Source organism: Paenibacillus sp. Soil522 (genome assembly GCF_001428245.1).
Taxonomy (GTDB): domain Bacteria; phylum Bacillota; class Bacilli; order Paenibacillales; family Paenibacillaceae; genus Pristimantibacillus.
The window spans coordinates 1-18,206 of sequence record NZ_LMRV01000110.1 but is presented as its reverse complement, the minus strand read 5'-3'; the positions used below and the strand labels follow the sequence as shown (position 1 = coordinate 18,206).

11 protein-coding genes are annotated in these 18,206 nt (G+C 46.8%); 4 read left to right on the top strand and 7 right to left on the bottom strand.

Translation table 11 applies throughout. From position 1 onward, the window contains the following. Positions 1-38: 38 nt before the first annotated feature. The 6 genes from mglC to ASG81_RS28360 all read right to left on the bottom strand — a co-directional run bounded on the left by mglC (position 39) and on the right by ASG81_RS28360 (position 8,216). Complete coding sequence (gene mglC / locus ASG81_RS28385; RefSeq protein ID WP_056642793.1) at positions 39-1,055, bottom strand: galactose/methyl galactoside ABC transporter permease MglC; 1,017 nt, start codon at positions 1,053-1,055, stop codon at positions 39-41. Positions 1,056-1,085: 30 nt separating this feature from the next. After that, positions 1,086-2,603 (bottom strand): sugar ABC transporter ATP-binding protein, encoded by a 1,518-nt coding sequence (locus ASG81_RS28380; RefSeq protein ID WP_056642789.1) that lies wholly within the window; start codon positions 2,601-2,603, stop codon positions 1,086-1,088. 106 nt (positions 2,604-2,709) lie between these two features. Continuing rightward, on the bottom strand, positions 2,710-3,720 hold the full coding sequence (locus ASG81_RS28375) for a galactose ABC transporter substrate-binding protein (RefSeq protein ID WP_056642786.1): 1,011 nt from the start codon (positions 3,718-3,720) through the stop codon (positions 2,710-2,712). Between the two features lie 115 nt (positions 3,721-3,835). Further along, positions 3,836-4,819 (bottom strand): substrate-binding domain-containing protein, encoded by a 984-nt coding sequence (locus tag ASG81_RS28370; RefSeq protein ID WP_056642783.1) that lies wholly within the window; start codon positions 4,817-4,819, stop codon positions 3,836-3,838. Then, on the bottom strand, positions 4,819-6,567 hold the full coding sequence (locus tag ASG81_RS28365; protein ID WP_056642780.1) for a cache domain-containing sensor histidine kinase: 1,749 nt from the start codon (positions 6,565-6,567) through the stop codon (positions 4,819-4,821). The genes ASG81_RS28370 and ASG81_RS28365 overlap by 1 nt, the downstream gene beginning before the upstream one ends. Continuing rightward, positions 6,567-8,216: a response regulator gene (locus tag ASG81_RS28360; RefSeq protein ID WP_056642776.1), complete on the bottom strand. Its 1,650-nt coding sequence runs from the start codon at positions 8,214-8,216 to the stop codon at positions 6,567-6,569. Before ASG81_RS28360 ends, ASG81_RS28365 begins: the two co-directional genes overlap by 1 nt. A 263-nt stretch (positions 8,217-8,479) precedes the next feature. On the opposite strand from ASG81_RS28360, the gene ASG81_RS28355 reads away from it, so the two are divergent. Then, positions 8,480-8,866: an SET domain-containing protein gene (locus tag ASG81_RS28355; RefSeq protein WP_056642773.1), complete on the top strand. Its 387-nt coding sequence runs from the start codon at positions 8,480-8,482 to the stop codon at positions 8,864-8,866. 185 nt (positions 8,867-9,051) lie between these two features. Here ASG81_RS28355 and ASG81_RS28350 read toward each other — a convergent pair whose 3' ends face one another. Beyond that, positions 9,052-13,080, bottom strand: a complete 4,029-nt coding sequence (locus tag ASG81_RS28350) for a chitobiase/beta-hexosaminidase C-terminal domain-containing protein (RefSeq protein ID WP_056642770.1) — start codon at positions 13,078-13,080, stop codon at positions 9,052-9,054. A 395-nt stretch (positions 13,081-13,475) separates the two neighbouring features. Here ASG81_RS28350 and ASG81_RS28345 point away from each other — a divergent pair, with 395 nt between their 5' ends. Genes ASG81_RS28345 through ASG81_RS28335 form a run of 3 tightly spaced genes read left to right on the top strand, consistent with a single transcriptional unit; the run spans position 13,476 to position 18,129 of the window. Next, positions 13,476-15,254, top strand: a complete 1,779-nt coding sequence (locus ASG81_RS28345; RefSeq protein ID WP_056642767.1) for a sensor histidine kinase — start codon at positions 13,476-13,478, stop codon at positions 15,252-15,254. Further along, the gene (locus ASG81_RS28340; protein ID WP_056642764.1) at positions 15,232-16,854 is read left to right on the top strand and encodes a helix-turn-helix domain-containing protein; all 1,623 of its coding nucleotides are present in this window, start codon (positions 15,232-15,234) and stop codon (positions 16,852-16,854) included. The genes ASG81_RS28345 and ASG81_RS28340 overlap by 23 nt, the downstream gene beginning before the upstream one ends. Positions 16,855-16,866: 12 nt before the next feature. Next, on the top strand, positions 16,867-18,129 hold the full coding sequence (locus ASG81_RS28335) for an extracellular solute-binding protein (protein WP_235549080.1): 1,263 nt from the start codon (positions 16,867-16,869) through the stop codon (positions 18,127-18,129). Positions 18,130-18,206 lie beyond the last annotated feature (77 nt).

Below are 18,206 nucleotides of genomic sequence, written 5' to 3'. Positions count from 1 at the left end.
AGGTTTTTAGACCTTTTGAGACAGCCACTTTAAGCTTATTACTTTTTCGCTACATACTTGCGAATATCGAATGCGACGGCAACGACGATAATCAAGCCTTTAATAATCAGCTGCCAGTTCGGATTGATACCGATATAAGTCAAACCATAGTTGATGACGGTAAATATGAGAACGCCTGCGATAATTCCCTTCACCCGGCCTACGCCTCCGGTTGTCGAAACGCCGCCGACGACACACGCCGCGATGGCATCAAGCTCATACATGTTACCGTAGTTGTTCGACGCACCGCCTGTACGCGCCGCTTCCAGCACGCCGGCCAAGCCGTACAAAGCGCCTGCGATCGCATATATCCACATCAGGTTGCGTGCAACGTTAATCCCGGATACATGCGCCGCCTGAATGTTGCCGCCAATTGCGTACATGTTTTTGCCAAGGCGGGTTTTATTGAATACGACCCAAACGATAAAAGCTACGAAAATAGCGATGAGAACGATATACGGAATGGAGAATTGACCGCCGCCAACCGCGCCTGTTCCAAGCTCCGTGAAATCCTTGCGCAAACCGCCGATTGGCTGCGAGTTGTTCGGTGGCATATCGAAGTAGAGCGAGTTCGCCCCGTAAACCGCGACCATCGTGCCGAGTGTCGCAATGAACGGCGGAACGTTAAACTTCGCTACAATGATACCGTTCAGAAGTCCGACCAGCAAACCTACCACAATCGCAATAACGATCGGGATAGCAAGCCACAGCTCAGGCATGTTAGGGAAAAACTTGCTGGCGTAATCCGGCATTTGCAGCATCGATGCGGATACGACTGCACTGAGGCCGACTACGCGTCCGGCCGACAAGTCTGTGCCCGCTGTAATAAGTACAAAAGCGGCGCCAAGTGCAATGATAACCCTCGTCGAGGATTGCACCATCATATCTCTAAGCGTTGTGATCGACAAAAAGTTTGCATCGATAACTGCGATTCCTAAAATCAATGCGACAAGCACAATCCAAATTGCGTTTTGCGAAAAAATATTTTTTAGTCTTAAGCCTTTAGCAGCGTCCATTTGTCTTAACCTCCTTTAAATCCTCACCCATTAGCCCGTCTGTGCCGCGAGCCGCATAATGCTTTGTTCGCTCGCCGTATTGCTGTTCAAAATGCCGGTCGAGCGCCCTTCCGACATCACCATGATGCGGTCCGACATCCCGATCAGCTCCGGCATTTCCGACGAAATCATAATGATGCTTTTTCCTAGCTTCGCGAGCTCGATAATAATGCTGTAAATCTCGTACTTCGCGCCGATATCGATGCCCCGTGTCGGTTCATCCAGCAGCAAAATATCGGGATCGGTAAGCAGCCAACGAGCCAGCAGCACCTTTTGCTGATTGCCTCCCGATAAGTTGCGGATAAGCTGATCGACAGACGGCGTTTTCGTTTTGAATTTCTCGACGCCTTTTACGGCCTCTTTTCTCATCCTTGACTCATTCAGGAAACCGAAGCGGTTTTCGTAAATGCCCAAGTTAGCAATGGCGGTATTTTCCATCACGGACAAGACCGGAAAAATACCGGTTACCCGCCGCTCTTCCGTTAGCAGCGCTATTTTGTGCTTCTTAGCATCAATTGGCGACTTAACGGTGATCGGCTTGCCATTCTTGTAAATAGCGCCCGATTTCACAGAACGAAGTCCGAACAGCGCTTCGACCAGCTCCGTACGCTGCGCGCCGACAAGCCCGCCTATGCCGAGTATTTCCCCTTTGCGAAGCTCAAACGATACGTCTTTGAAGGAATGCGGTTGAGTCGAAGTTAAACCTTCCACCCGCAGCATGACATCGCCAGGCTTGTTGGTCCGCTCCGGGAACCGTTCAGATAAATCACGGCCAACCATGCGGGTAATAATCGTATCGATCGTCAGCTCAGGCGCCGGCCAAGTACCGATATATTTACCGTCGCGCATAATTGTAACATCATCCGATATGCGCAATATTTCTTCCATTTTGTGCGAAATATAAATAATGGAAACACCGCGTGCCCGCAGCTTGTTAATAATGGCGAACAGCTGCTCCACCTCATTGCCTGTAAGCGATGAAGTCGGCTCATCCATTACGATAATTTTCGAGTTGAACGATACTGCTTTGGCAATTTCGAGCGATTGAATTTTGGATACCGATAATTCGCCGACAAGCTGGTTCGGGTCGATCGCCATATTTAAATCCTCGAACAGCGCTACCGTGTCGCGGTACATCTTTTTATGATCAATAAACCGGAAAGGCGGAATGCCTTTAACCGGAAATCTGCCAAGCCAAATGTTTTCCATCACGCTGCGCTGCGGCACCGGATGAAGCTCCTGATGAATCATAGAGACGCCGAAGTTCAAAGCATCTTTCGAGTTTTTAATTTCGACCTTCTGTTCATCCAGAAAAATTTCGCCGGCATCCGGCTTATATATGCCAAACAAGCATTTCATCAATGTAGATTTGCCTGCACCATTCTCGCCCATAAGAGCGTGAACCGTACCTGGCCGTACTTTCAGCGTTACATTGTCCAGCGCTTTAACACCCGGAAACGTCTTCGTAATTCCATTCATTTCAAGTAAATAAGGATGCTGCTTTGCCATTGTATAGCCTCCTTTTATCCAATCCGCCAAGCAAGCGGGCGAAAAAAAACAGGGGCAACGCAAGTGCCGTTATTCCCCTGCTCTTGATCATTCATCTCTGTACGTATTATTTGCTTTCTTGTGTTACCTTTTGATACGGAATCCAAACATATTTGCCGTCAGTAATTTCAAAGCCTGTATTTTCTTTCGTCGGTGTTTCGCCTGCAGCAAGCACGCTCATAAGCTCAACCGTCGCTTTACCTTGGTTTTCCGCATCGTTTAGAACCGTACCGAGCAGTGTGCCTTCTTTAAGCGCCTGCTGTGCAGGATCCGTTGCGTCTACGCCGACAACCGGCATATATTTATCGCCTTTGAAGTAGCCTGCCGCTTTCAACGCTTCAATTGCTCCAAGCGCCATATCATCGTTGTTAGCTAGAACCGCTTCGATATTGTCGCCTTTGGACGAAAGGAACGCCGCCATTTTCTCTTGTCCTTTTACGCGGTCCCACATCGCCGTGTCTTCTGCAAGCTTCTCAACTTTAATGCCTGCATCCTGAATCGCCTGTACGGAGAATTTCGTCCGCAGCTCAGCGTCCTGGTGACCCGGCTCGCCTTTCAGCATAACGTATTGCAGTACGCCGTCGCCGTTCTTATCGGCTTCCGGATGCGCTTTCCAATACTCCGCAATAATTTCGCCTTCCATCGTACCGGACTCTTCAGCCTTTGCGCCTACAAAAAACGCTTTGTCCCATTTCGCCAAATCATCCGCAAGCGGTTCACGGTTAATGAATACGACCGGAATGTTCGCCTTTTGCGCTTTGTCAATAATAATGCCTGCAGCCGTACGGTCAACCGGATTGACCGACATCGCTTTTACTTTTTTCGTAATAAACAAATCGACTTTATCATTTTGTGTCGGCTGCGAGTTTTGACTATCTACGATGTCTACTGTCAATTTACCCTCTGCCGCTTTGTCAATCGCGTTACGCACGCCGCTCATGAATGTATCGTCAAATTTATAAATCGCCACGCCTGCTTTTGCAAGACCGCTTGTGCTACCCTCTCCGTTAGAGCTTCCGCAACCTGCCGCCGTAACCGCTAAAGCTCCAATAATGAAAGCCGCTGTCCACTTTTTCATATTATTTTTAACCCCCTGGTGGTTGAATGAACTACTCCTTTATTATGTCGTAGTTTGCGATTCATTCACATTTAATATTCTCATCACTTTTATTAAAATTCTCATGTATTTGTGATTATTGAACGACAGGGAACAGTAATTTTTGATTTTTAAGCCAAAACATATTTTCTTCTGTAATGAGCTCCACGCTCATTTCCACCCGTGATGGAATCGTACGGCCCTGCGCAGCCTCGATTGCATGCTTGACGCTAAGATAGCCCATGCTGAACGGATTTTGCACGATTAACGTCTGCAGCTGATTTTCCTGAAGCAATTCCAGAAGCTCGGGCGAGCTGTCGAAGCCGACCAGCTTAATCTTCTCGCCGGCTTGCCTCCGCTTTAGCTCTAGCGCAACTCCGATCGACGTTTCCGTATTAAGCGATAAAATACCGTCTACCTTCTGCCTGTCCAAAATACCGCTGACAGTACGCTGGCATGCCCCATATTCATCCGAGCATGTTTGACTGTCTACGAGGCGGACGCCTTTATACTCCGCTACGGCATCACGGATGCCCCGCTCCCGCAGCTCGCCGTTAATGCCGCCTTTGGCGTATGCTACGATTGCTATGTCTCCTTTGCCTCCCAGATGCTCGGCCATCTCACGCAGCGCTTCTTTCCCGGCCAAGTAGTTGTCCATACCGATATAAGAAGCCGTCTTGCCCGACGTCAGCATGCTGTCAATCGCAATTACGGGAATATGCCGCTTCGCAGCTTCCTTCAAAAAAGGCTCGAATGCCGCGTCAGCATTCGCCCCGAGTACGATGGCATCGGGCTGCGCTTCCAGCGATTGCATTGCCGTTTGCAGCTGACCCTCTACATCCCCTTCATCTGCTCCGGCGGAAATATGAAGGTTAATGCCGAATTCCTTAACGGCTGTCTGCGCCCCCATCGTCACATTTTTCCAATAGTCTCCATTGTTTGTCCGGAGAATGAGCTGTATCGTCTTGCCGCTTTGCTCCTCCTTCGGCTTCTCGGCATCCGGATAAAGCGCAGAGTACAGCAAGAAGGCCGCTGCGATCAGGAGCAGCCAGCTGAATAGGCTTCCTTTGCTTTTAAACATTATGGCCGGTCCCCTCCTTCGGTTTGCTTATGTGTCAAAGCGGGGAACCGAATCGTGACGGTTGTGCCGACCTCCAGCTCGCTTTCAAAATAAAGCCCATATACATCGCCGAAATACAGCCGGATTCTTTCCTGCACGTTTTTAACGCCTACACCCGATCCTTTCGAGCTTACTGCTGTTCCCGACAAAATTTTGCCCAGCTGCTCCGCAGGCATTCCGAGTCCATTATCGCTAACCTTGATGACCACTTCACTGCCGTCAAGCTTTACGGAAACGGCAATATGGCCCTTATCGACGGATGGCTCAATGCCGTGCATCAGCGCATTCTCGATGAGCGGCTGTATGATAAGCTTCAAGGTTACAAAAGACAGCGCCTCTTCCTGCATATCAAAGGAAAAGTCGAATTTATTTTTGAAACGCATTTGCTGAATGATCAAATAGTTGCGCGCATGCTCCATCTCATCCGCAATCGTAATCAAGCTCTTTCCTTTGCCTATGCTGATTCGGAACAGCTTGGACAGCGCGGTAATCGTCTTAATGACCTCTTCGTTCTTATTCATGCCCACCATGCGCACGACCGTATTTAAAGTATTGTACAGAAAATGCGGATTGATCTGCGCCTGCAGCGCTTCCAGCTCATACTTCCGCTTGCTTTCCTGCTCTGTTACAATCCGGTTCATCAGCTGCTTGATCGTACCGATCATAATGTTAAACCGATCCGCCAGATGCTTGATTTCAAGCGGCCCCTCGCCGCTGACTGTCAGATTAAAATCGCCGCGCTCCACGCTTTTCATCGATAGCTCAAGCCGCCTGATCGGCCTGGATATACGGCTGGCTACCAAGCTGGACAATAGAAACACAATAAGTGCTAATGCAATCAGCAGCTTGGTCATCGAACGGTTCAATTCCGAGCTTGTCGTCATGACCTCATCCATAAACGATACGCCAACCACCTTCCAACCGACGTTGCCGATCGTTTGGACGCTGATCATTTTCGCTTCCTCCGCAGTTTCGTCGATAAAGCTACCATAAGTATACTTGAGCGCAAGCTCGACATTCTCTTCCTTCAAGTTCGCATAAATGAGCTCAAGCTGCGGGTGATACACGATGTTGCCTGCCGACTCGTCAAGGATATACACATACCCTTTTTGCCCAAGGCTTATTCGCTCAGACAGCTCATCAATCGTGTTGAAATTGACATCCATCAGCAGCACGCCATGCACCTGCTTGCCGTTATGCTGGACTGTGATGCTTTTGCTGAGCGATACGACCCAGCGGAACTGCTGCTTGTACAAATTTTGCACATGGGGCAGCGATATGGACAAATGGCCTTTGGTATCGAGCGCGCTTCGAAACCAGCCTTCCTTCGTAACCTGCAGCGTGTCCTTCAATTCGACGTTCGGCAAGTCAAGCAGCACCCCCCCCTTATCGTCAAACAACGCAAGCGCCACCGTATCGGTACGCGTTGACATCATCGATTCCAGCTGCTTTCGCATCGCATCGGAGCTCACATCTTCGCTTTGGCCGATTGCATGATGCAGCATGCTGAACAGATCAGATGTAACCTCCACATAGTTCTCGAGATTATAGCTAACCTGATCGACGATTTGCTGCGAGTTGCGAAATGCGTTTTCCTTGGCGGTCGCCGAGAACCGGCCATACAGCACACCGCTGACAAGCAAAATAATGAAAATAGAAAACAGCGTGATCGACATTGTTAAAATAAACTGAATGCTTCTGCGCTGCATCACTTCTCCTCCGCTAGGCCGCTTCTGTATTCTTTGGCAGACACTCCCGCGTATTTCTTAAAGCTGAGGCTAAAATAGTTCGGGTCCGCAAAGCCGATCTTTTCGGCAATTTCGAATGCTTTAAGCTCCGTTGTCCGAAGCAGCTCCTTGGCCGCCTCCATGCGAAGCTGCAGCAAATAGGCGCCGAACGTCATTTTCAGCTCTTTCTTGAACAAACCGCTGAAATAGCCTGCGCTGATATGCAGCTGCGAGCAAAGCTTCGATATGGATAAATCACTTTCGTGATAGTGGCTCTTCGTATAGCTAACGGCATCCTCTACAATTTGCTTGTACGTATGCTGCCTGCGGCTGGCGATGCGGCCGCGCACCTTCGCGCACAGCTCTCCGAACCAAGCCTTCGTTTCCTGCACGCTGTTCAGCTTCTGGTATTGATTCAAAATCCCCCATCCACCCGAGAATATATCATCGGTCTCGTCATCATAGACTTTTGTCAATTTGATTAACGCCGTTACCATTTCGAGCAAATAATGCTGGTATTCATGCACAGGCGCCTGACTGCGGGCGATTTCGTCGAACAGCCCCTCTATGACCTCTTCCAGCTCCTTCTCTGTACCCAGCTTGATCGTGCGAATCAGATTCTGCTCCTTCCATTCGTCGAAGAGGAGCTTCTCATGAACGCGGTTTTCCATATCATCGATGCAGATGATCAGGTTGTTGCCGAGAATGCGCCGATAATCGAGAGCTACCGCGGCAGCTTCGTACGCATATTTCAGGCTGCCGATATCCCTCGTGAACGTTCCGACGCCGATCATGACCGGAAACCGTAAAAATTTCTCGATGCTTTGCAATATTTCTTTCAGCGCGTCCTGCGTTTGCTCCATGATTGGCACGGCATCCGGCAGCGGGCTTACGGTGAACAGCACAACCTGATCTTGATGGATGAACACTTTCCCCAGCTCATGTCTCGTCCATATTTCACTCGCAATGTTGCATACGGAAAACAGCTTCAAGTCCAAATCGGTAGACGAAGCCAAGGAATAGTAAGCCGACTTCTCAGCGGACTCATCCGCATTTTCCGAATGGTTCACAGCAATAATCGATACGACATAGCCTTGGCCCTCCAGCTGCAAGCCGTATTTCGCCGACTTCACAGAAATATCCTTATGCAGCTGCTTGCGGGTGATCAAAGAAGAGAGAAACTTCTCGCGAACGATGGGCAGACTCGTGCGGTAATGCTCCTCCAGCAGCGCGATATTGCTCCGCTTCTCCCGCTCCTCATCCATCCGCTTCGCCACTTCCACTATCGTGTCCGTCAGCTGTTCTGCTGAGAACGGTTTCAAAACATAAGCATCCACCTGCAGATGAATCGCTTGCTTAGCGTATTCAAACTCATCGTAGCCGGATAAGATAACGATACGGGTAATCGGGTACATCTTCCTAGCCCATTCCGAGAGCTCCAGTCCGTTCATGTAAGGCATACTAATATCGGTAATGAGCACATCGGGCTCCATTTTCTCAAACAACTCCATCGCTTCCTTGCCGTTTCCCGCTGTTCTTACCTCCGAGAAGCCGCAGCTCTTCCAGTCGATTTCTATCATTAATCCTTCCGTAACTTCCGGCTCGTCATCGACGAGCAGCAGCTTGTACATATAGCTCCCCCTAAAAACATTGCTTTGGGCACGACGCCTTGTTGGCTGCGTGCCGCCACTATCATTTTGCCACAGATTTCGCCTTTGTAAATAAAAGATCATTTGATTCTTTTAGCGTTTGTCATTCACCAGGGTTATTATTCGTTTTGTATTTCACGAGAAACTGGATATTTGCTCATTATATTGCTATATTACCTAAGATGAGTTAGAGTTCTTATACAGATAAGAAACTTCTTAGACTAAAGAATGTGCAGGTGGATAACATGATTGAGATAAAGACTTCCAAGCTTAGCGATGGAGAGTTAAATAGAGGGGTTTTTGCGACACGCGATTTTGCAAAAGGTGATCTGATACACGAAGCACCGGTCATTCCCTTCCTTAATGAGGAGCATGTTCACATAGAGAAAACGATACTTGCCGATTACGTGTTTGAGTATGGCGCTAACCATACGGCTATCCTGCTGGGCTATGGTATGCTGTTCAACCATTCCTACGAGCCTAACGCCTATTATGATCTTAATTTTGACAATCATACAGTCGATTTCTATGCCCATACTGCAATAACGGCAGGGGAAGAGATCCTCATTAACTATAACGGCGAGGTCGATTGCGAAGATCCACTGTGGTTTAATGAGACGAAGCAAGCGTAAACGGCTGTCGCCGTCCTTTGGCGAAAACGAGGCAGATTAGCGCAAAATACGCTGATCTGCCTCATTTGTTTCTGCTTGCATGCTTTATACAAATCCCCCGTTAACGCGAATCGTTTCAGCTCCGTATTAACCGTTCCAGGTGCGACCGCATGCGGAATAACATCTCTCGGAATATATCCAAGTAATTATTTCACAGTATTAACCAATCTATCAATACTTACTACTGCTTGGGCTTTCGTAGCTTGGCCGTTCGGCATAAACACTCCGCCACCCATGCCGTTGATAATTCCGGCCTTTTGAAGGGCGGATACGGCCTCTTTCGCATATGAAGCTATATGAGCGTTATCCTTAAATGAAGAAACGGCGACATTACCCTTTAATTCTACTTTTAACCTTTTCGCTGCTCTAAACATCATGACGGCCATATCCTGACGGGAGATCGTTTCATTCACTCCAAAAGTTCCATCCTTTTTACCGCTCACGATACCTAATTTTTGTGCTACCGCAATGGAGCTGTAATACCAGTCTCCTTCTTTTACATCTTTCAACGTGCTGACGGCACGCTCATTAGCCAAATCAAGTGTTTGCATGAGCAGCTTGATAAACTCGGCTCTGGTTACGTTACTGGTTTGTGCCGGTTTGATCAAGTCGAGCTCAACTTTCGGCTTAAGCACGTCATGAACAGTCTCGGCAATGATCTCTTTAGGAACCGTAAAGGTTGCTGCCTGCCGGATATCCTTGGAGGAAGCCGCTGCATAGATCACATAGGTACCCGGTTCCACCACCCATGCATTCCGGGCTTCATCGTAGGAAGCAAGAGATTTGGCATCAAGCGTAAAGTTCAGCGTTTGCGACGCGTTGGCAACAAGATTATTCGTCTTGCCGAATACTTTTAGTTCCTTCACCGGTTTGTCCATGGATTTACCGGGAGCTCCTGCGTAAATCTGAACCGTCTCCTTGCCGGTTTCAGCACTAGTGTTCTTTACATTGACAGTGATATTCAACTTATCGCTGGCCTTTTTAAATACAGGAGAGCTTAATTTCAAATTGCTGTAATCAAACGTCGAATAGTTTTTACCGAAACCGAATTCATAGGATACAGGCACGTTGAAGGTGTCATAATAACGGTAGCCGTTATAAATGCCTTCGTTATAGGTTAAGCCGCCCTGCCCGTTCGTTTGTCCAAAGTCTTCAGCCGGTGAATAAAGGTGCCCTTTGCTGTCTTTCCCTGTAACATCAACCGGGATGGTCGTCGGCAATTTACCGGACGGGTTTTCCGCTCCGGTTAATACAGCGGCAACCGGCTTGGCAAGAACCGTACCCGGTTCCCAAGCGAGCAGAATCGCATCCGCTTTGTCTTCCCAACTCTCCATTTCAATCGGAGACCCGATGTTCAGGACGACGATAAACGGTTTTCCTGCGGCGCGGGCTTTCGCGGAAGCTTTGTTAATCAAGTCTCTTTCCGCATCGCTGATGTAATAGGCGCCTTTGGACTTCCTGATATCAGAGCCTTCAGACGAACCCCTTGCGATGGTCATGATAATGATTCCTGTATTTTGCACGAGTTCGTCCATCTGGCTGTCCGAGATTTGCACCTCGTTTTTGGCTCCGGTGGTGCTAAACCCGCCAATCGGCAAGACACTTGGCACTTGCGGATAGCCATTTTTAGACGTATCGATAACAGAACCACCTTTATTAATGGCCGCTAACGCTTGCGGCAATTGCAATAGTTTTGCAGTGTCGATATTGGCGCCGCCGCTGCCGTCGCCGCCGCGCACCATATCCGTCGATGCCCGTCCGATGGTTGTAATATTGCCGCTTGTCAACGGAAGCACTGGTTTATTGTTGACGGAGTTATTTTTAAGAAGGATCATACTTTCAACAGCCTCTTGGTAAGCAATCGCTTCATGCTGCTCCGCATAAGGGTTCGGTTCTGTATTGGCCGGTTCTCCCTTGAAAGAAAGCGAAGTGACAACAAACTCAAGAATGTTTTTTACGCCTTTGTCGAGTTCAGCCATCGTGAGGAAGCCGGAATTGACTCCTTCGATGATTTTGCTTGCATCGCCGTTCGGCATTCCAATGTCCACGCCGGCTTTCAGATTGGACGAATAGGGGTTATTGCCGGATTGTTTGGCCCAATAGGAAGCATTGCCTTGGCCGTTCCAGTCTGTCATGACAAACCCTTTGAAGCCCCACTCATCACGCAGCACCGTATTTAACAATTCCGGATTTTGCGCCGTGCTCACACCGTTGATGTGGTTATAAGCGGTCATCAGAGCCATCGGCTGGGATTCTCTGATTGCAATTTCAAAGCTTCTCAACTCAATTTCCCTGAGGGTGCGTTGGCTTACATTCGTGATGCCGTTACTGCGCTGGGTCTCCTGCGCATTAGACGAGAAGTGCTTGATGGTTGCGCCGACGCCTTGAGATTCAATTCCGTTGATCTCTGCTGCCGCCATTTTACCCGAAAGAACCGGGTCTTCCGAATAATACTCAAAGTTTCTTCCGTTTAACACGCTTCTGTGAAGATTGACAGCCGGAGCCAGCAAAAGATCCGCACCGAAATAATGGGTTTCTCTGCCGAAGGCCGTACCGAGAGAATGCTCCAAAGACGTATTCCAGGTCGCCGCACGGGCTGTAGCGTTAGGCCACTGTGTGGCATATCGGGTTGCCGGGTTGCCGGTAGAATCAACCCATCCTTCCGGATGCGCCGAAATTCTGACGCCTGCCGGGCCGTCCACAGACGTGGTTCCCGGAATATCCAATCTAGGGATGGCTTTGGATGCGCCGGCGGCTCCAGGGATACGTACCACACCGTTTCCGCTAACCAGATCCGCCTTCTCCTGCAGTGTCATTGAACCAATGACGCCAGGAATGGAAGCCGCACCGGTTAACTTCACAAGCGAAGAATCAATCGTGTAGGTAAACGTTGAGATACCGCTAGTTCCTAGATTTGGCGTGATGGAAATCGCTTTAATGGTAATTTGCTTATTGGAAGCAATACTGTTTGTCAGGCTGATCGGTCCCGTATAAAGCGTGCTTGAAACGGTGGGATCGCTGCCGTCCGTTGTATAATACGTTTTTGCTCCCGCCGATGTGGACGATAAGGATGCTTTCACTCCATCCGGAATCGATACGCCGGAAGTAATATCGGAGGTTGGAGCTGCAGTAGTAATGTTGTACGTGTATTCAGCCACATCGCTGTTGTTCAAGCTATCCGCAACCGTAATCGCTTTCAATGTAGTGCCGGTGCTGATGGAAATCGCGGTGCTGTACAGCTTTGTGGAACCCGTTGCGGAAGTTGCAGGCGTAGTGCCGTCCGTCGTGTAATAAATTTTTGCATTGGAGAATGTTGAAGACAAAGTTACGCTTTGCGTGCCCCCGTATGTCCCCGAAACCTTTGAAGCCACGGGCGCCGCCGCCTTCGCACTAGGATCAATGGCATAAGTAAAGGCCGCAACATTGCCATTTTCCAATCCGCTTCTGACAGCGACTGCGTTGATTGTGGCAGCCGAAGCAACCGCGATCGGGTTTTCATACAATAGGGTCAATCCATTCCCAGGACGATAGGCACCGTTCGTGTCGCTTGTTACCGCCGGCGTTGATCCGTCTGTCGTATAGTAGATTTGTGCGCCGGGAATATCATCGGCAAGAGCTACATTTACCGTAGAAGCGTAAGTGCCCGGTGCGGAACTGGCTGTAGGCGCAGACACCGTGGTTACTGGCGTGAATTGGAATGAATCAATATTGTAATCGCCCTTTTGGCAATATAACGAAATGGTTTGCTTACCCGCAGGCAGAGTCACATACCCCGTCATAGTGTTCCAATTGTAAACCCCGCCGGTCGCAGGCGTATTAAAGGTATAAAGCACTTTGCCTGTACTGTCTCTCAATGTGAAAGATTCAGTCTCCGATACAGATGCTCCATAACGGACAACGACCTTGTAAGTGCCTGCAGCAGCGGCATTTATCAAATAATTGAATTGGTCACCCGCGATGACGCGGCGGAGGGCAAGGCCTTCACTCGCGGTTTGACTTGTACCGATCGTACTGGTGAAACTGGGAGCCGTAGTGAAGTACTCCGCTTCAATCAATCCCGGTACGGTTGCAGTTGTAGCCGCTAGTGCAACTTTAGGGGGAGACATGGCTAAAAATGAAAAAGATAATGCCGTGATAAGCAATACTGGTAAAACCTTTTTTTGAGCTCGGGACATAGTGTAAATCCTCCTATTTGTGCTAATTCATTGCCGCTTGTAACCGTATTCAATTTGCCCAGTGAGTATATACGTTTCACAATTCGCCGCCAGTTCTGAATTGACGAGTTTCACATCTTTAGAACCACCTGGCCCCCCCATTGGCTTTCATTTAAAAAACAAGCTTACCTAATACGATTTCATCCTCTCCGTTTTGCCAGTAGTAATTCCTCCATTCAATATTTGATTTTTTGTATCTGATTTCAATAGTAACAATCCTCCCCTCTTCCCACTATTACAATATGGTAGACGAATTATCACAAATCCGACTTATTCAATGTTTATATTTTGATTCGTATAAAATTTCAATTACAATAACAACAAAGACATTTCTTTGCAGAAAGTAGGCCACAGCTATGGTCAAACTTAAAAAACATCTGTTCCGCTCCATACGGTTCCAACTGGTCGCTGGTTTTTTAATCGTCATCATTCCCTTAATAACCCTTCTAATTTACAATAATTATTATGCTATTGAAGTTGTCCGAAAACAAACCGCCGTTACTCACCAAACAACGATGGAACTTTATATGAATCAAATCGACAACAGCTTGGAGGAAGTCGACAAATACTTATATTCTACTGCTGTGCAAGAGACAGACTTGGTGTACCTTCGATTATGGGAAGGCGACAACCGTCAAAACTACAATAAAGCCAAGATCCGGATGTTCAATAAGCTAACAGCGGATCGCGGCCGCTTCAGCAAGGTTGACTTATTTTTCATCTATTCCCCGACCAATGATGATTTGATCAAGACATCCCTAAGTACCTATTCCTTCGCTGAACGGGAAACCATCACAGCAGATATACGACATCTATTTAAAGAGAAGAAGAAATATAATTGGAATCAGGAAAATTGGTCTGTCTTTAATTCCATGCAACATAATTATTTGTACCGTATCCTCTATTCAGAGGGGATCTACATCGGTGTACTCGTTAGAGCGGACCAACTATTGATTTCACTCCAAAGCATCAGCCAGCCGGATCGAGTAAGAACGATTCTCACTACTAATCAAAACCTCCCCATGACTGACTTGGATTTTGTCTCTGAAGAAACAGGGATTGATTTAGACTTCGGAAATAGCTCGTATAAGTTAACGGGGACTGTTCAGCGTTATTTACTGATCGGTACTTCATCCAAGAAAGGAAATTTCAATCTTGTTTCCTTGATTCTCGACAGACCTATATTGGAACAGCTGCCTTATTGGCAGCAGATTTTTTCCGTTATCTCTGCAGGAGCGGTTGTTTTGGTCCTTCTATTCCTGTTCTTTCTTCGAAAGATCATTCTAACACCGATAAGAAGCATGGTTGCTGCCATGCAGCGGGTATCGTTAGGCGTCTGGGATTCGCAAATCACTAACAAGTCCGACTCACATGAATTTGAGCTCATGAACCGAACATTCAACAACATGGTTAATCAAATTGAAACTTTAAAAATCAATGTCTATGAAGAGCAGCTTAATCATCAAAGAGCTGAACTTAAGCATTTGCAGCTCCAAGTAAATCCTCATTTTTTCTTAAACTCGTTAAACATTATTTATAACCTTGCCAGAGTACAGGATTATACTTTAATTAAGGACATGTCCATGTATTTGGTCAAATATTTTCGTTATACCCTTCGCAGCAGCATGTCTAAGGTCAAATTGAGTGATGAACTGGATCATATCCACAACTATTTGAAAATTCAGGAGATGCGTTTCCCCGGACAGTTAACCTTTTCCATTTCTGCAGAGGAAACTACTCTTCATCAATCTATTCCTCTCCTTATCATTCAGCCTTTTGTGGAAAATGCCGTGAAACACGGTTTCATCATGAATCAGCCCCTTCATATCGCAATTGAAGTAACTGTCATTACGTATGAAGGGCGCTCTTACATTAACATATCTGTAAGGGATAACGGCAAGGGTTTTCCAGATGAAGTTTTGGATAGAATACGAGAGGAAAAGTCTCTTAGCAATGAGCAGGGAGAGCATATTGGTATATGGAATGCCCAACGCAGGATTCGTCTAGCGGAACCGCACCATTCCTGCATAACAGTCTCAAATGGTACACATTCGGGTGCTCACATTATGATTAAACTGCTGCAAAACAAGCAAGAACAAGGAGGTACGGCAGGTGCAATTGCTGATTCTAGATGACGAACTACATGCCATTCGAGGTATCGAAGCGGAACTGGAACAAAACAAACTTGGAATAACAGTACTTCATACCGCCCTTCATGCCTATCAAGCGGAAGAAATATTCCGTAATTTCCCTATCGATATTCTGATTTGCGATATTGAAATGCCGGAAATCAACGGCCTTCAATTTATCGTTTGGGTTAAGGAGCATTATCCACTGACGCAGTGCATTATCCTGACTTGCCATTCTGATTTTCACTACGCCAAAGAAGCTGTCCACCTTGGAAGTATCGAATATTTGCTCAAACCTGCCACAACGGAAGAGCTCGAGGCGGCTATTCGTAAAGCGGCTGAACAGCTGTTAAGATCCCGTGAACAAGCTCTATTTCATCAAACCTATCAGAAAGCATATGAATTATGGAATAAGCACCAGCCTCTTCTCATTGAGCGTTTTTGGTCCGACTTGGTCAACGGGAATATCCCTGACCGCCCTGACTCTATCCGCGAGGCTGTACAAAACTTGGCGTTGAAAGACAGGCTTGATACTTGGTTTGTACCCGTGTTTATCCGGATTGATCGTTGGTATAGGGAGTGGACCGATAGGGAAGAGAAGATCATGCAGTATGCTCTCTTAAACGCAGCTAATGAATGTATAGCTGCTTATACTGGGGAAGGACAAACTGTACAGTTAAATAATGGGGGATTCGTAAGTATTCTAATGCTGAATGTAGATGACATGAATCTAGAGCCGCTCGCTGGTGATTGCCTAACTTACATCGGCTCCTGTAATCAATATTTTTACTGCGACTTGTCTTGTTTTATCGGAGCCCCCGTTGCAATTCACGAAATACCCTACATGCTGAAGAAGTTGAATGAATGTTCGCACAATCAAGTATGGTCACGGAATCAAGTTCACTTCCACTATGAATCCGAACATGAAGATGTCTTCGAACCTTCCGTGCCTACGATGTCCCATTGGCAGGAATTGCTGCAAATCGGCCACAGGGAACTACTGGAGGCTAATCTCCAGCAGTTTTGGAATAGGGTATCCAAACAAGGCAGAGTAGACAAAGCCTATCTGGAATGTTTTTATCACGATTTCCTTCAAATGGTCCATTACACATTACAGTTGAAGGGACTGCAAGCCCATTTGATTTTTGCTGAACCTGAGATTGCCAAATATGCTTCAACCGCCACGCGCTCCGTCTTTCATCTGCAAGAATGGATTCATCATATTATCAAACAGTCCATTCTTCATATGAAGTCGGCCGAAGAAACTACAGATGTGATTAGTAAAGTGAAGAAATATGTGTCTGAAAATCTGGAGCAAAACCTAACAAGGGATCAAATCGCAAATCATGTATACTTAAACCCTGATTATTTGGCCAGGATGTTTAAGAAGGAGACAGGCTTCTCCATACTTGATTACTTAATGAAGGAGCGTGTGGAAGCAGCACGAAAACTTCTGGTCCATACAGATCTTCCTGTCAGTACCGTTGCAGAAAGGGTTGGTATCCCCCATTTTTCCTATTTCTCTAAACAGTTTAAGAAGCATATGAACATGAGTCCTCTGGAATTCCGTCAGAAGAATCGCATGTACACACTGGAAAGCAGGTGACATTATTTGGAAGTGAAAAAAGTCCCTTTTACGTCTTCATTTTTCACCACTTCCCTGCTAATAGTTTTACTTGTAATGTCGGGTTGTTCAGCTGACCGAAGCACAAGATTCCCTGTCCAATCGGGCACCGATGATTTACCTGAAATTGTTTTCGCTTATAGAGAAGATCAGCCAAGCCCTGATTTACCAGATGTGGAAAATGCGATTAATCGGATTGTGTCACTTAAATTAAGTGCAAGGATACGCTTGCTCCCCATTCAAAAGGATAACTATTACCAGCAGATTCAGTTAATGATGCTGAAAAAAGAAGCGATTGATCTATTTGTTACTACGAATTCACCTATCAATAACAGCATGATTACCAAAGGACAGGTATTACCCTTGAATAATTTAATCCGCCAATATGCTCCGGATATCCAGAATTCGATTGAGCCTGAGATACTGAGCATCCTCAAGGTGGACGGCGATCTTTACTCTATCCCGAGTATACGTGATTGGGCAGCCGGAAATGGGATCATAATGCGCAAGGATTTGCTGGAAAAGCATCAATTTCATACAGGCGATATACACACATTAGATGATTTGGAAGAAATATTTCAAACAATCAAAACTAGGGAAAATGGCATCTATCCCCTTGTTCCATTGCACTCTCCTTCAATTTATACCGGAATAAAGAGTGGGACCTTTGATTCCCTTGGCAATAGACTGGGTGTGCTTCCCGACTTTATTCATAGTCTGAAGGTTGTCAATCTCTTTGAGACTATGCAATATGAAGAGGACATTCGCCGAATACACCGATGGTATAATGCCGGATACATCCCCAGGGATGCAGCAATCAGTACGGATAATGGGAGAGAGCTAATCAAGACGGGTAAAGGGTTTGCCTATTTCTCAACAATAAAACCAGGTGTGGAAGAACAGGAATCCCGCTTAACTGGTATGCCCATGATTGTAGTTCCTTTAACCGAACCTGTTATGACATCATATAATATCATGGTATTCGGCATGAGTTTAGCCGCTCAGTCCAAGCATCCGGACAAAGCAATGGAATTTCTTAATCTATTGTACTCGGATGCCAGTCTGATAAATTTGCTTAACTATGGAATCGAGGGAAAGCATTATATCAAGGTAACGAAGCAATCGATTGCTTATCCTGCCGGTAAGAATATACACAATGTAGGATATTGGTTTAGTAATTACGAAGTTGGCAATCAATTTCTCTCTTACATCTGGAAATCTGATAAGCCTGATATTGATATGCTCCCCATACAGTAGACAGGTTAAATAATAAAACCTGCTGCTGTGAGGGGAGCTTTTTCATGTCAAAAGAACAGTATAGCGCACCAGAGAAA